Here is a 13,492-nt window from a genome sequence, read left to right as displayed (position 1 = left end):
TCACATTGTGCGGACCAGCACCGACAATTTCCGCACACCCGGCGCCCCGGCCTGGTTCTCCGCGGTCCGTGAAGGGCTCCTTGAAGGAATCGGATTCCCGCAAGGAGCCCTTCACGGACAGTCGGTGACCGGTACCGGAGATTTCCTCCCCGGCCGGGCACTGGTGCGCGGCCTGGCCTTGCTTTACTGTCGAGTAACTCCCATACCGGCGGTACGGAGACCGTCGGCGTGGGCGCTCCCGCAGCAGCAATGGAGGTGCCCGGATGAGTGTGGCCGAGCTGGCCGGTCAGGTGGCCGGCAAGCTGACCGAGACCGTGCGCAGCGTCGAGGTGATGCGGCGCGCCGGGCTGGTGCCGTTTCCCCGCCTCGACGAGGGCCTGCGTTCCCTCGTCGCGATCCGCAAGTACGGCCCGTTCGCCGGCGCGAACCACATCGCGGCCCGGCGTGATTCGACGGCCGTCGGGATCGTCGACGACCTCGGCCCGCTCACCTTCAAGCAGCTCGACGACCAGTCCAACGCGCTCGCCCGCGCCTGGTCACAGCGCGGCCTCGGCCCCGGTTCGGTGATCGCCGCGCTGTGCCGCGACCACCGCGGGCTCGTGCTCACGATGGCCGCCTCGGGCAAGCTCGGCGCGCGGCTGCTGCTGATGAACACCGGGTTCGCCAAGCCGCAGTTCGCCGATGTCGCCAACCGCGAGGGCGTCACCGCGCTCGTCTACGACCAGGAGTTCACCGGCCTGCTCGACGCGATCGACGGAGACGTCGACCGCTACCTGGCCTGGGTGGACCAGCCGGGCGGCCACGAGATCCCGGTGCTCGCCGAGATCATCGCCAGCACCGACGACCGCCCGGTGCCCGCGCCCGCCAAAGCCGGCGGGTTCGTGCTGCTCACCAGCGGCACCACGGGCACCCCCAAGGGCGCGCCGCGACCGCACACGTCCGCGCTGGCGTCGGCACAGTTCCTGGACCGCATCCCGCTGCGCTCCGGCGAGGCGACCTTCATGGGCGCGCCGCTGTTCCACGGCACCGGGCTGTCGCAGTTCATCCTTAGCTTCGCGCTCGGCTGCACGGTGGTGATGCGCCGGAAGTTCGACCCGGAGGCCACGCTGAAGGGCGTCGCCACGCATCGGTGCACCGCGCTCGTTCTGGTGCCGACGATGCTCCAACGGATCGTCGACCTGCCGAAGGAAGTCCGCGATCGCTACGACACCTCGTGCCTGCGGATCATCTTCGTCGCCGGGTCCGCGCTGTCGCCGGATCTCGGCAACCGGGCGAACGAGGAATTCGGCGACGTCGTGCACAACCTGTACGGCTCCACGGAAGTCGCAGTGGCGACCGTCGCGACGCCGGAAGACTGGAAGCGCGCGCCAGGCACCGTGGGACGCGCGCCGGTCGGCTGCCGCGTCGCGCTGTATGACGAGCGCGGCACCAAGATCACCGAGCCGCACGTGACCGGACGAGTGTTCGTCGGCAGCGGTCTCAGCTTCGGCGGCTACACCGACGGCCGCAACAAGGAGATCATCGACGGCCTGCTCTCCAGCGGCGACGTCGGCCACTTCGACGAGGACGGCCTGCTGTTCATCGACGGCCGCGACGACGAGATGATCGTCTCCGGCGGCGAGAACGTGTTCCCGATCGAGGTGGAAAACCTTTTGGTGGAGCGGGAAGACGTCCTCGAAGCCGCGGTGATCGGCGTCGAGGACCCGGATTTCGGCGAGCGGCTCAAGGCCTTTGTGGTGCGCACGGAAGGTTCGACGCTGGATGAGGACGGCGTGCGCGAGTACGTGAAGGCGAATCTGGCGCGCTACAAGGTGCCGCGGGATGTGGAGTTCTTGGAGGAGTTGCCGCGCAACGCGACCGGGAAGGTGTTGCGGACCAAGCTCAGTTGAGCACGGTCACTGAAAAAAGCCCTCCAGGTAAGGATTTGCGAGGGTGCGAATCTCGGCGAGCGACCCGGCGGCGACGGTGCGTCCGTTCTGCATGAACACCATCGCGTCGGCGTACCCGGTCTCGGCCAGCATCGCGCCGTCGTGGGTAATGGTCAGCACGGCGGTGCCAGTATCGGCATAGGCGCGCAGGCTGGCCCACACTTCGTAGGCGGTGCCGCGGTCGAGCGAGGCGCTGGGTTCGTCCACCACGAGCAGATCCGGTTCGGACAGCAGGGCCGCCGCGAGCGCGGCCCGCTGGATTTGCCCGCTGGAATGCTGGTGCGGATAAAGATCCAGTGTCTCCTCGGGATAGACCGCTGCCTTGCAGGCGTCCTCGACGCTCCGGCCGCGATAGAGCTGCTGACGCTCGTCCAATTGCGAGCCGACGGTTCGCTCCGCGGCGAACGCCGTGACCCCGGACTGCGGCACGAACCCGACGCTGCCACGAACGCGTACCTCTCCAGTCCGGTGCGCAACCGAAGGAAGCGAGCCCGTCAACGCCGCCGCGACCATCGATTTGCCGCATCCGGATTCGCCGAGCAGCGCAGTGAGCCCCGCCGGAACCACAAGACACACCGAATCCAGAACCGTCTCGCGCCACCGTCCCGTGTCGACCAGTACGGTCAGCTCCCGCAGCTCAGCCGCCGGACTCACGAACCCCAGCCGATGCCGAAGATCCCCGGTCCGAAGTCCAGCGCGATCGCGTGCACGCCGTTGCCGCTGTCGAGCCGCAGGCGGCGCCGGGCGGGCGCTTCGTCGGTGGCGTTCGCGTATTGCCAGCAGCGGGCGGGCACCGCGGTCGGGTCGAAGCGGATCTCCAGCAGGTACTCGCGGACCGGGCGGCGGAATTCCCGGTAGTGCGTGGCCCGGCACTGCGGATACGGCGGCCCGGAGTTGCGCAGGGTGTACTCGATGAGGTGCGTCTCGCCGCGTTCCAGCGCGCGGTCGAAGAGCAATTCGGCCACCAGGATGCCGTGGTCGTCGTCCACTTCGGCGCGTCCGACGCGGCAGTTGCGCACCGGCTGCAAGTCGGGCACCGCGGTCGCGTCACCCTGCGCGTACACCAGGAGCCAGCGGTCCTGACCGTCCGCACCGGACTGGAAGACCGCGCGCGAGGTGACCGCGAGCTGGCCTCCGTCGGCCGCGATGTCGCAGCGGTCGTGCAGCCCGATGAGCTTCAGCTGGTGCTGCTGGTCCAGCGCGTCCGGCGCGCCGACGCGGTCCAGCAGCGGCTGCAGGATCTCGCGGGTGAAGGTGACCGGCTCCTCGCCCGCCCGGTCGCGCCTGCTCGCCCCGCGCGGCCGGGGCGGCGGCAGCAGGCCGAGCAGCGCGCCGTCGGGGACGTCGAGGATTTCCTCCAGCACCCGCACCGCCGACAGCGATCCGGCGCGTTCCGGCTGGCGTTTGCCCGACTGCCAATAGCTGAGCGCCGTGACGCTCACCGTCGCGCCCCGGGCGCGCAGCCGTGCCTGGATCCGGTCCAGGGAAAGCCCGCTGGCTCCGATCGCGGCGCGCAGCGCGCTCGCGAACGCGGTCCGGGCGCCTCCGTCGGCGTCCGGACCCGCTTGGCCCGCATGTCGCTGCGTCATTTCCTTCTCGACCGCCCCCAGCGGTAACCGACTGTGCCGAGTCCGACACAGGCACGGTAGCAGCCGCCGGACCAGGTTGTACCGCCGTACCACTCCGACGAACGGGCTAGTACTGGCAACTGTGAACCATTGCCCTGACCTGCACGGTCGCGCTTCCATGGCCAGGACGGAACGCGCCGCCCCCGGCGCGTCCGGAGCCTCGGCCCCGGCAGCGCGGACCGCGCCCCGCGCCCGGCCGGCGGCCGCGCCCGGAACCGGTGGCCCGGCATGCCCCCAGAAGCCGGGCCACCGGTCATCCGCGCCGGATCCGCCGGACTTGCGCGAGCGGCCGAAGCGGCAGACCATGGGCCCGATCCCCGTCAGCGGGGCGGTTTCCCTCGATCGCAGGTGATCGGTATGGCGAAATTCCTTCTCCTTTACCGCGCCGACCAGTCGGCCGCGGAGCGGATGGCCCAGGCGACGCCGGAACAGCAGGCCGCCGGGATGCAAGCTTGGACGGCGTGGTTCGCGAAAGCGGGCGAAGCGGTGGTGGACGGCGGCGCGCCCACCGCGGGCGGGGACGGCACGATCGGCGGGTACTCGATCCTGCAGGCCGATTCGGCGGACGCGGTGCGGAGTCTTCTCGAGGGGCACCCGCACACCGAGATCGGCACGATCGACGTGCTGGAAATCCTTCCCCCGCCGGGGGCGTGAAATGGCCGAGCCGGAGTTCGACGGCAAGTGCGCGTTCGCACTGAGCCTGGGGCCGGCGGACAAAGCGCCCGCGGGCAAAGCGCAGCACGCGCTGGAGGTCGACGGCAAGACGTACTACTTCGCCGGGGCGGTGCCGAAGCTGCTCTTCCGGCTGATTCCCGGCAGCCGGGAGCGGGCCGAGCGGAGGTGGGCGGCAGCGTGAGCCGCGGGAGCGTCTGATTGGTTACCAGCGGGTAGGCTCCGGGCATGGTCCTGCGGCAGAACATCCTGATCACCGGAGCCAGCTCCGGTCTCGGCGAGGGAATGGCCCGGCAGTTCGCCGCTCGCGGCCGCAATCTCGCGCTGTGCGCCCGGCGCACCGAACGGCTCGACAACCTGGCCGCCGAGCTGCGCGCCGGGTACCCGGGCATCACCGTCGCGACGCGCGCGCTCGACGTCACCGACCACGCGCGCGTCTTCGACGTGTTCGAGGAGTTCCGGACGGAGCTCGGCAGGCTCGACCGCGTGATCGTCAACGCCGGGCTCGGCAAGGGGCAGCCGGTCGGCGCGGGCCGGTTCGACGCCAACCTGCAGACCCTCGAAACCAACCTTGTCGGCGCGGTGGCCCAGATCGAGGCGGCGGCGGGGATCTTCCGCGAGCAGCGCGACGGGCACCTCGCGGTGATCTCGTCGTTCATGGCGCTGCGCGGTTTTCCCCGGAACCTCACCGCGTACTCCGCGTCGAAGGCCGGGATCTCCGCGTTCACCGACGGCGCGCGGCTGGAACTGAGCAGCCACGGCATCACGGTCACCGACGTTCGGCCCGGCTACATCAGCTCCGAGATGACCGCGCGCTCGACCAAACCCAATCCGCTGATGGTGTCGGCCGAAGCCGGAGCGCACGCGCTGGTCAAGGCGATCGAAGCGGAGCCGAAGCGCGCGTACGTGCCTTCGTGGCCCTGGGTACCGCTGAGTCTCGCGGTACGCTTCGCTCCGGGCCGGTTGCTTCGGATGTTTTCCTGACGGGACGGGCATAAATGGGTGCGATCTACCTGATCCGGCACGGGCAGGCGTCGTTCGGCGCGGCGGATTACGACGCGTTGTCGCCGCTGGGTTTCGAACAGTCCACAGTGGTCGGCGCGGAGCTGAAACGGCGCGGGGTCGAATTCTCGCAGGTGCGCTCGGGAACGCTGGCCCGCCAGCGGGACACCGCGGCGACGGCGTTGAAGGTCCTCGGCTGCGACGTGCCGGTGATCGAGGACGAACGCTGGAACGAATACGACCACGTCGACATCGCGGCGCACCACGCGGGCGGTGCGCCGCAACAGGATTCGCGCGAGTACCAGCAGTTGCTGGACGCCGCGCTGAACGCGTGGGTCGACTCCGGCGACACTGGTCCGTGCGCGGAAAGCTGGCCCGCCTTCCTCGGCCGCTCCACGGCGGCGCTGGCGGAACTGGCCGGTTCGCTGGGCAAGGGCGAAAACGGGCTCGTGTTCACCTCCGGCGGGGTGCTGGGCGCGGTCGCCGGATCGTTGCTGGGCACGCCGGGGCCCGGGCTGCTGAAGCTGAACCGCGTCACCGTGAACACCGGAATCACGAAGCTGACGTCCGGCCGCGGCGGCGTGAACCTGTTGTCCTTCAACGAGCATCCGCATCTCGAAGGCGAGAACTCGCGGCTGCTCAGCTACCGGTAGGAGGCCGGCGTGCAGTTCGGTGAGGTCACGGTCGTCCCGGTGAACGGGCACGGTCCGGAAGACGTGGTCGTGGACGCCGAGGGCCGGGTCTACACCGGCGTCGACGACGGCCGGATCCTGCGGCTTTCCCCGGACGGGCGGCGGATCGACCTGATCGGCGACACCGGCGGCCGCCCGCTCGGGCTGGAGCTGTACGGCGACGACGAGCTGCTGATCTGCGACGCCCGTGCCGGGTTGCTGACCATGCCGCTGGCCGGCGGCGAGACCACGACCCTCGCGACGTCCGGTGCCGGGCTGGATTTCGTGTTCTGCAACAACGCCGCGGTCGCCGCCGACGGCACGGTCTACTTCACGGACTCCTCGCGCCGCTTCGGCATCGACAACTGGCGCGACGACCTCATCGAACAGACCGCGGGCGGACGGCTGCTGCGCCGCGCGCCGGACGGTCACATCGACCTGCTCGCCGACGGTCTCCAGTTCGCGAACGGCGTCGCGCTGCCGCCGGACGAGTCCTTTGTGGCGGTTGCCGAAACCGGCGCGTGCCGGGTGAGCCGGGTCTGGCTGACCGGTCCGCGCGCGGGCGACCAGGACGTCCTGATCGACGATCTGCCGGGCTTCCCGGACAACATCGCGACCGGTTCGGACGGCCTGATCTGGATCACCGAGGCCAGCCCGCGCGTCCGTGCCCTCGACGTCGTGCGCCGTCTGCCGCGCGCGGTCCGGACGGCGGTGCGCGCTCTGCCGGACGCGGTGCAGCCCGCGCCGAAACGCCGGGTGGGCGCGGTCGCCGTCGCCCCGGACGGCTCGGTGGTGCGGGAACTGCGCGGCGAGATCCCGGGATTCCACCTGCTGGTGGGCATCCGCGAGTACCACGGGCGGTTGTGGTTCGGCTCCCTGGAGGAGAACGCGCTCGCCTACACCGACCTCTGACCAGCTTCTTGACTCTCACACCGTGTCAGGCGGTCAACTCTAAGACGTCATGTTCACTATCGGAGATTTCGCCCGGCACGGCCGCGTCTCGGTCCGAATGCTGCGGCACTACGACGCGACCGGACTGCTGCGCCCGGCCCACGTCGACCCCGCCACCGGTTACCGGTACTACGCCGCCGCCCAGCTGGCGCGCCTCAACCGCGTCATCGCGCTCAAGGATCTCGGCTTCACTCTCCAGCAGGTCCAGGAGATCCTCGACGAGAAGGTCACCGCTGAGCAGCTGGGCGCCATGCTGCGGCTGCGGCGGGCTGACCTGGAGGCGGCGATGGCGGCCGCGGCGGCCCGGCTGGTCCGGGTCGAGGCGAGGCTCCGCGCGATCGAAAGCGAGGGGCACATGCCCGAGAACGACGTCGTCATCAAGAGCGTCCCCGCCGTGCGGGTGGCGGAGCTGACCGCGATCGCCGCGAGTTTCGAGCCCGAGGACATCGGCCCGGTCATCGGACCGCTCTACGCCGAGCTTTTCCGGCGGCTGGAGGCGGCGGGCATCGGGTGCACCGGACCCGGAGTGGCCTATTACGAGGACGTCCCGGAGGCCGACGGCAAGGTCGTCGTCCACGCCGCCGTCGAGGTTTCCGCCCCGCAGCGGGACGGCGACGTCCGGGTCCACGACCTGCCGCCGCTGGACCACGCGGCGGCCGTCGTGCACCGCGGCTCGATGGAGACGATCGATCCGGCGGCTCAGGCCTTGGCCCGCTGGATCGACGCCAACGGCTACCAGTCGACCGGCTACCCCCGAGAGGTCAACCTGGAGTGCCCGGAAAACCGCGACGACTGGGTGACGGAACTCCAGGTCTCGGTGACCCGGGCCTGACCAGCGGTCCGTGAAGGGCTCCTTGAGGGAACTAGATTCCTTCAAGGAGCCCTTCACGGACAATCAGCGGCCGGTCCACTGTGGACTGCGACCGGCGGTCCAGGCGGCGTAGAACTCCTTGTGATCCTTGGCCGTCATCAACAGCGCCTGCGTGATGGCTTCCAGTTCGATCGAGCTGCCGAGGTCGCTGTCGAGTTCGCGGGTCAGCAGCACCTTCGTGGTGGAGTACGCCAGCGCCGGGCCGTCCGCGAGCCTTCGGGCCAGCGCGGTGGCCTCGTCGGCCAGCTCGGCGTCCGGCACCACGCGGTTCGCCAGCCCGATCGCTTCGGCGCGCGCGGCGGGGAGTTTGTCGCCCAGCATCAGCAATTCCGTCGCCCGGCCGAGGCCGACCAGGCGCGGCAGCAGATACGCCGAACCCATGTCCGCGCCCGCCAGGCCGACCTTCGTGAACAGGAACGCGAATTTCGCCGATTCGGCCAGCAGCCGGAAATCGCTCGCCAGTGCGAGGACCGAACCCGCGCCGGCCGCGACGCCGTTGATCGCCGCGATGATCGGGATCGGCGTTTCGCGCATGGCTTTCACCACCGCGCCGGTCATCCGGGTGAATTCGAGCAGTTCCGCGGTGTCCATTTTCTGCAGCTCGCCGATGATTTCCTCGACGTCGCCGCCCGAGCAGAATCCGCGCCCTTTCCCGGTGAGCACGAGCACCCGCACGTCGCCGCGGTGCGGCAATTCGGCGACCAGGTCGCGCAGGTCGGCATAGACGTCGAAGGTGAGCGCGTTGAGCTTTTCCGGACGGTCGAAGGTCACCGTCGCGACCCCGTCGTCCACGGTGAACTCGAAGTGCTCCCACGATTTCGTGAGCGGGACACTGGCGCGGAACGGGCTCATTTCTGGATTCCTCCACCGTCGAGTACGAGGGTCTGTCCGTTGATCGCGGCCGCCTCCGGGGCGGCGAAAAACTCCACGGCGTACGCGATTTCGCCGGGTTCGAGCAGCCGTCCGAGCGGGGAGGCGGCGGCGAGCGCGGCTTCCGCGTCCGCCTCGTCGCGGCCGGTACGCTCGCGGATCCGGGCCACCGACGTCGCGGTCATATCGGTGCGGACGAACGACGGGCACACCGCGTTCGACGTGACGCCCGTGCCAGCCACTTCCGCCGCCACAGCCCGCATCAAGCCGACCGCCGCGTGCTTCGACGCGGTGTAGCCCGAAGTGTAGCGCGCGCCAGCCAGTCCCGCAGTCGACGCGACCGTGACGATCCGTCCGAAGTCGCGTTCGCGCATCCCCGGCAACACCTCACGGGTGCACAGGAACGCGCCGGTCGCGTTCACCTCGAACTGGCCGCGCCAATCGTCGAGCCCGGTCTTCGCCAGCGGCGCGCTCGACGACACCCCAGCGTTGTTGACCAGCACGTCGACCGGTCCGAGCTGGGCGAAGTACGCGCGGACGGCGGCCTCGTCGGTGACGTCGCAGTCGGCGCGGCCGGGGGAGTGCACCGTCGCGCCGGCGTTGCGGAACCGTTCGGCGACGGCCGCGCCGATGCCGCGCGTGCCGCCGGTGACCACGACAACTCGGTCCGAAAAACTGCTCACTCCCGAAAGCTACACTGCAGCGGGCTGAGGTGTATAGAGTTGCCTCGTGCCCGACACCGAACCCGCCCGCACGCCCCAGGAGCTCGTGATGACGCTGCTGGGCAGCTACGTGCGCCCGCGCGAAAGCAGGCGCGTGTGGTCCGGCGGTCTCGTCGCGCTGCTGCACGAGCTGGGGTTCTCCGACGGCGCGGCGCGGATCGCGCTGACCCGGCTGGTGCGCCGCGGCCTGCTGTCCCGGCACCGCGAGGGCAGGCTGGTGCACTACTCGCTGACCTCGCGCACGGTCGCCCTGCTCGACGACGGCGACCGGCGGATCTTCGGCCTCGGCCGCCGCGACGAACCGGCCGGGACCTGGACCGTGCTGTGGCAGAACATCCCGGAAACCCGGCGCAAATCCCGCGAGCGGCTGGTGCGGCGGCTGCGCTTCCTCGGGTTCGGCCCGGTCCAGGACGGCACCTGGCTCGCCCCGCACGACCGCGAGGCCGAGGTGCTCGCGGTGCTCACCGAACTCGAAGTCGCCGAGCACGCCGGGCTGATGCTCGGCACCCCGTCCGCCGCGCTGGACGTGCGCCGCCTGGCCGGACGGGCGTGGGACCTCGACGGACTGTCCGCCCGTTACGCCGCGTTCGTCGCCGAATTCGGCGATTGCCCAGGCGATCTCAGCGACGCGCAGGCGTTCGCCGTCCGCACCCGCCTGGTGCACACCTATCGCGAATTTCCTTCACTGGACCCGGAACTGCCGTCCGAACTGATCCCGGCGCCGGAAACCCGGGACGCCGCGGTCAAGCTGTTCCACGACCTGTATTCGGCGCTCGCGCCACCCGCGCAGCGCCACTTCGACCGAACCCTGTCCACGAGATGAGGAACCCGATGACCGGAACAGCCGACACCCAAGCCGCGCTCAGTTACACGTCCTACCTGGCGCTCGACGAGGTGCTCGCCGCACAGCGCCCGCGCTCGGACGAACACGACGAACTGCTGTTCATCGTGATCCACCAGGTTTACGAACTGTGGTTCAAGCAGATCCTGCACGAGGCCGCGTTCCTGCAGGAGAACCTCGAAGCGGGCAACACCGCGCATTCGATCCGCACGCTGCGCCGCATCCTGACCGTGCTGAAGGTGGTGGTCGCGCAGATCGACGTGCTGGAGACGATGACGCCCAGCCAGTTCACCAGCTTCCGCGCCCGCCTCGACGCGTCGAGCGGCTTCCAGTCCGGCCAGTTCCGCGAGCTGGAGGCGGTGCTCGGCCGCCGCGACGAGCGCGTGTTCGCGCACTACCCGGACGGCGGCGAGCAGCGCACCCGGATCGCCGACGCGATGCGCCGTCCGTCGGTCTTCGACTCGTTCCTGACGTATCTGTCCGGAAAGGGCTACCCGGTGGCCACCGACCGCGACGTGACCCGTCCGCTCGAGGCGTCGCCGGAGCTGCAGGAGGTGCTGCTGAAGGTGTACCAGGACGACGGCGGCCCGTCGGTGCTCGCCGAGGCGCTGGTCGACCTCGACGAGGGCCTGCAGGAATGGCGCTACCGGCACGTGAAGATGGTCGAACGCACGATCGGCGACAAGACCGGCACCGGCGGTTCGTCCGGCGCGACCTACCTGCGCACCACGCTGTTCACCCCGATGTTCCCGGACCTGTGGGCCGTGCGGAGCCGGTTGTGACCACTGTGGAATCTTTGCGCGCCAAGGAAAACGCGCTCGCCCCGCACTACTCGCGGTTCCGTGTCGCCGACCGGCTGCTGCTGTCCGCGCATTCGCACCAGGCCTGGCCGGACGTCGCCGAAGAAGGCCTGCGCGAAGCGTTCGCCGACGCCGCGGAGGAGGTGGACGAGAAGTGGGGCCGGGCGTTCGCGAAGGCCGACGAGCTGCGGAACGGGTTCCGGCAATGGCTGTCCGATCCGCACGGCGACTACGCGCTCGGGCAGAACACGCACGAGCTCGTGCTGCGGTTCCTGTCCGCGATCGAACTCCGGAAGCGGCCGCGATTGGTGACCACGGACGGAGAATTCCACACTCTGCGCCGCCAGCTCACGCGGTTGGCCGAGGAGGGCGTCGAGGTGGTCCGCGTGCCCGCCGCGCCCGTGGCCACTTTGGCCGAACGGCTCGCCGACCAGGTCGACGACCGCACCGCCGCGGTCCTCACGTCGGCAGTGCTGTTCGAGACGTCCTGGATCGTGCCGGGTCTCGCGCACCTGGCGGAAACCTGCCGGAGCCGCTCGGTCGAGCTGGTCGTCGACGCCTACCACGCGGTCGGCGCGGTCCCGTTCCCGCTGCACGACCTCGGCCTCACCAACGCGTGGGTCCTCGGCGGCGGCTACAAGTACCTGCAACTCGGCGAGGGCAACTGCTTCCTGCGCCTGCCCGCGCACGCGCAAGAACTGCGCCCGGTGATTACCGGCTGGTACGCGGAATTCGGCGCTCTCGCCGATGAACGCCGGCCAGACGAAGTCGCCTACGCACCAGGAGGCGACCGGTTCGCCGGAGCCACCTACGACCCGTCGAGCCACTACCGCGGCGTGCGGGTGCAGCGGTTCTTCGCCGAGGAAGGACTCACCGCCGAGTTCCTGCGCGAGGTGTCGCAGCACCAGGTCGGTCTGCTCGCCCGCTGCTTCGACGACCTCGGCCTCCCCGCCGACGTCGTCACCCGAGACCGGGACACCCCGCTCGACGGCATCGGCGGCTTCCTCTCGCTGCGCAGTCCCGTCGCCGGGCAACTATGCGAACGCCTGGCCGCGCGCGGCGTGCGCACCGACAGCCGGGGCCATTACCTCAGGTTCGGCCCCGCGCCATACCTGTCGGATGAACAGCTCGAGACCGCGATTTCCACCCTTCGGGAAGCTGTCGCGGATCTGGGGTGAAGCTCCCGGGATGCGGGTGGTGGCCCGGAGAACGGCGAAGTAGGTTGACGGTGTGCACCAGTGAACGGGCAACCCCCGCTCCCCGGTGCGCACCGTTCACACATTTGCGCGGCCACGAGCCGCGTGGGAGACAAAGGAGTCACCACCGTGACCGAAGGAGTGTTCGGCCGGCACAGCGGCCATGAGCAAGTCGTGTTCTGCCACGACGAGGCCAGCGGGCTGAAGGCCATCATCGGCATCTACTCCACCGCCTTGGGCCCGTCCCTCGGCGGAACCCGGTTTTACCCCTACGCCACCGAAGACGCCGCGCTGGACGACGTTCTCGCGCTCTCCAAGGGAATGGCGTACAAGAACGCACTCGCCGGCCTCGACCTCGGCGGCGGCAAGGCCGTCATCATCGGCGACCCGAACACGCTGAAGTCCGAAGCGCTTCTGCGCGCTTTCGGCCGGTTCGTGGATTCGCTCGGCGGCCGGTACATCACCGCCTGCGACATGGGCACCTACGTGCGCGACATGGACGTGGTCGCCCGCGAGACCCGGCACGTCACCGGCCGCTCCCCAGAGGACGGCGGGGCCGGCGACTCCTCTGTGCTCACCGCTTTCGGCGTGTACCAGGGAATGCGCGCTTCGGCGGACCAGGTCTGGGGCGTCCCCGAGCTGACCGGCCGCCGCGTCGGCGTCGCCGGGGTCGGCAAGGTCGGCCACATCCTCGTCGGCCACCTGGTCGAAGCTGGCGCCCACGTGGTGATCACCGACGTCGCACCCGGCGCGGTCGAACGCACTCGCGCGGCCTACCCCGGCGTTGAGGTGGTGTCCGATGTGGACACCATGATCAGCACCGAGCTGGACGTCTTCGCCCCGTGCGCGATGGGCGGCGTGCTCACCGACGAGACCGTGGCCGCCCTGCGAGCCCGAATCGTCTGCGGCGCGGCGAACAACCAGCTCGCCCACCCTGGCGTCGACAAGCTGCTCGACGACCGCGGCATCCTGTTCGCCCCCGACTACCTGGTCAACGCGGGCGGCGTAATCCAGGTCGACGACGAACGGCACGGCTTCGACTTCGCCCGCGCCCAGCGCAAAACAGCGGCCATCTTTGACACCACGAAGGCGGTGTACGAACTGGCCAAGGCGGATGGCGTGCCTCCCGCTGCCGCCGCCGACCGCCTGGCCGAACGCCGGATGACCGATGTCGGCCGCCTGCGCTCGATCCTCACGGTGTAGCAAGGCAAACGTCCGTGAGGGGAACCCTGAGGGACTCTGAGAAGGTTCTGGCGGCAGTCCTTCAAGTGCGCTCCGACACACTGCGCGTCCTCTTGTGGCGCCGAGCACTAGATCCACACCTGGGCCGCTGGTCCCTC

Annotated in this window: 15 protein-coding genes and 1 pseudogene; 12 read left to right on the top strand and 4 right to left on the bottom strand. The window is 69.9% G+C overall.

Going from position 1 to position 13,492, the window contains the following annotated elements:
- Window positions 1–263: 263 nt before the first annotated feature.
- Complete coding sequence (locus tag ABZX37_RS37215) at window positions 264–1,889, top strand: acyl-CoA synthetase (protein WP_354747706.1); 1,626 nt, start codon at window positions 264–266, stop codon at window positions 1,887–1,889.
- A 6-nt stretch (window positions 1,890–1,895) separates the two neighbouring features.
- Here ABZX37_RS37215 and ABZX37_RS37210 read toward each other — a convergent pair whose 3' ends face one another.
- Together ABZX37_RS37210 and ABZX37_RS37205 are read right to left on the bottom strand one after the other, a co-directional pair.
- The gene (locus tag ABZX37_RS37210; RefSeq protein WP_354747704.1) at window positions 1,896–2,582 is read right to left on the bottom strand and encodes an ATP-binding cassette domain-containing protein; all 687 of its coding nucleotides are present in this window, start codon (window positions 2,580–2,582) and stop codon (window positions 1,896–1,898) included.
- Complete coding sequence (locus ABZX37_RS37205; protein WP_354747702.1) at window positions 2,579–3,517, bottom strand: hypothetical protein; 939 nt, start codon at window positions 3,515–3,517, stop codon at window positions 2,579–2,581. The genes ABZX37_RS37210 and ABZX37_RS37205 overlap by 4 nt, the downstream gene beginning before the upstream one ends.
- 396 nt (window positions 3,518–3,913) lie before the next feature.
- Here ABZX37_RS37205 and ABZX37_RS37200 point away from each other — a divergent pair, with 396 nt between their 5' ends.
- The 6 genes from ABZX37_RS37200 to ABZX37_RS37175 are packed head-to-tail and all read left to right on the top strand — an operon-like array spanning window position 3,914 to window position 7,684.
- Window positions 3,914–4,210: a YciI family protein gene (locus ABZX37_RS37200; RefSeq protein ID WP_354747700.1), complete on the top strand. Its 297-nt coding sequence runs from the start codon at window positions 3,914–3,916 to the stop codon at window positions 4,208–4,210.
- Between the two features lies 1 nt (window position 4,211).
- Window positions 4,212–4,412, top strand: coding sequence for a hypothetical protein (locus ABZX37_RS37195; protein WP_354747698.1), 201 nt, complete (start codon window positions 4,212–4,214; stop codon window positions 4,410–4,412).
- Between the two features lie 44 nt (window positions 4,413–4,456).
- A complete protein-coding gene (locus ABZX37_RS37190) occupies window positions 4,457–5,212 on the top strand; it encodes an SDR family oxidoreductase (protein ID WP_354747696.1) in 756 nt (251 codons plus the stop codon).
- A gap of 14 nt (window positions 5,213–5,226) precedes the next feature.
- On the top strand, window positions 5,227–5,883 hold the full coding sequence (locus ABZX37_RS37185) for a histidine phosphatase family protein (protein ID WP_354747694.1): 657 nt from the start codon (window positions 5,227–5,229) through the stop codon (window positions 5,881–5,883).
- Window positions 5,884–5,892: 9 nt separating this feature from the next.
- Window positions 5,893–6,813 carry an SMP-30/gluconolactonase/LRE family protein gene (locus ABZX37_RS37180; RefSeq protein WP_354747692.1) on the top strand — a complete coding sequence of 307 codons (921 nt, stop codon included), beginning with the start codon at window positions 5,893–5,895 and terminating at the stop codon, window positions 6,811–6,813.
- 49 nt (window positions 6,814–6,862) lie between these two features.
- A complete protein-coding gene (locus ABZX37_RS37175; protein ID WP_354747690.1) occupies window positions 6,863–7,684 on the top strand; it encodes a MerR family transcriptional regulator in 822 nt (273 codons plus the stop codon).
- 63 nt (window positions 7,685–7,747) lie between these two features.
- Here ABZX37_RS37175 and ABZX37_RS37170 read toward each other — a convergent pair whose 3' ends face one another.
- On the bottom strand, window positions 7,748–8,575 hold the full coding sequence (locus ABZX37_RS37170; RefSeq protein ID WP_354747688.1) for an enoyl-CoA hydratase family protein: 828 nt from the start codon (window positions 8,573–8,575) through the stop codon (window positions 7,748–7,750).
- The gene (locus ABZX37_RS37165; RefSeq protein WP_354747686.1) at window positions 8,572–9,276 is read right to left on the bottom strand and encodes an SDR family oxidoreductase; all 705 of its coding nucleotides are present in this window, start codon (window positions 9,274–9,276) and stop codon (window positions 8,572–8,574) included. Before ABZX37_RS37165 ends, ABZX37_RS37170 begins: the two co-directional genes overlap by 4 nt.
- Before the next feature lie 88 nt (window positions 9,277–9,364).
- Here ABZX37_RS37165 and ABZX37_RS37160 point away from each other — a divergent pair, with 88 nt between their 5' ends.
- The 5 genes and pseudogenes from ABZX37_RS37160 to ABZX37_RS37140 all read left to right on the top strand — a co-directional run.
- Complete coding sequence (locus ABZX37_RS37160) at window positions 9,365–10,138, top strand: PaaX family transcriptional regulator C-terminal domain-containing protein (RefSeq protein WP_354747799.1); 774 nt, start codon at window positions 9,365–9,367, stop codon at window positions 10,136–10,138.
- A gap of 8 nt (window positions 10,139–10,146) precedes the next feature.
- The gene (locus tag ABZX37_RS37155; protein WP_354747684.1) at window positions 10,147–10,938 is read left to right on the top strand and encodes a tryptophan 2,3-dioxygenase family protein; all 792 of its coding nucleotides are present in this window, start codon (window positions 10,147–10,149) and stop codon (window positions 10,936–10,938) included.
- Window positions 10,935–12,134, top strand: coding sequence for a kynureninase (locus tag ABZX37_RS37150; protein ID WP_354747682.1), 1,200 nt, complete (start codon window positions 10,935–10,937; stop codon window positions 12,132–12,134). Before ABZX37_RS37155 ends, ABZX37_RS37150 begins: the two co-directional genes overlap by 4 nt.
- Window positions 12,135–12,281: 147 nt before the next feature.
- Window positions 12,282–13,355, top strand: coding sequence for a Glu/Leu/Phe/Val dehydrogenase dimerization domain-containing protein (locus ABZX37_RS37145; protein WP_354747680.1), 1,074 nt, complete (start codon window positions 12,282–12,284; stop codon window positions 13,353–13,355).
- Window positions 13,356–13,420: 65 nt separating this feature from the next.
- Window positions 13,421–13,492: pseudogene (locus tag ABZX37_RS37140) on the top strand (NUDIX hydrolase); the annotation flags it as partial.

This window comes from Amycolatopsis sp. NPDC004079 (genome assembly GCF_040610415.1).
GTDB lineage: Bacteria > Actinomycetota > Actinomycetes > Mycobacteriales > Pseudonocardiaceae > Amycolatopsis > Amycolatopsis halotolerans.
This window is presented reverse-complemented; position numbering and strand designations above follow the sequence as displayed.